At 57.9% G+C, this 454-nt stretch carries 1 protein-coding gene; it reads right to left on the bottom strand.

Features of this window, described 5'->3' with window-relative positions; all coding sequences use genetic code 11:
• Positions 1-454, bottom strand: a 454-nt coding sequence (locus tag NW835_RS13305; RefSeq protein WP_414415531.1) for a transposase, incomplete at both ends; no start/stop codon positions are given.

The raw sequence follows: 454 nt of genomic DNA, 5'->3' as shown, positions 1-454 counted from the left end.
CAACTGGTAGAACGCCCCTCGCGCTAGCGGGCCGTAGGCCTCACTGTTTGACCGCCGCCGCTCCGTCTTGCTGCGCCGCTGTTGGTTGGTACGCTCTCTAATTCCAGTCAAGTCCTCCAAGGCAATAAAACTGTGGGTGGCCAGTGCCCTAGCAACAATGGACTTGGAGATGCGATGGTTCACCCAAGCTTGAAAGCGTCTCTCCTGACCAGACAGCCGTTGCAACAGCTCCCGGCATCGACGCCGAGTGCTGCGTGTGCCCTTACTGGCCTTGCGTTGCAGAGCCGCCCTCAACCGGGAGTAGTGATCCCTCACCTTATTCAGCTGCTGTCCATTCCAGTTGTCCCCCTCAGAAGTATGGGCAATATCTCTCCTACCCAAGTCCACACCAATCGCCTCGGTGGTGTCTTGTGGCTCCGGTGGGTCGTGCTCCACGCAAATCTGGATGTAGTAA

It is taken from the genome of Synechococcus sp. OH2 (assembly GCF_047462155.1).
Classification (GTDB): Bacteria; Cyanobacteriota; Cyanobacteriia; order Thermostichales; family Thermostichaceae; genus Thermostichus.
Note: the sequence above shows the minus strand (reverse complement) of the source record. Positions and strands in the feature narration are given on the sequence as shown.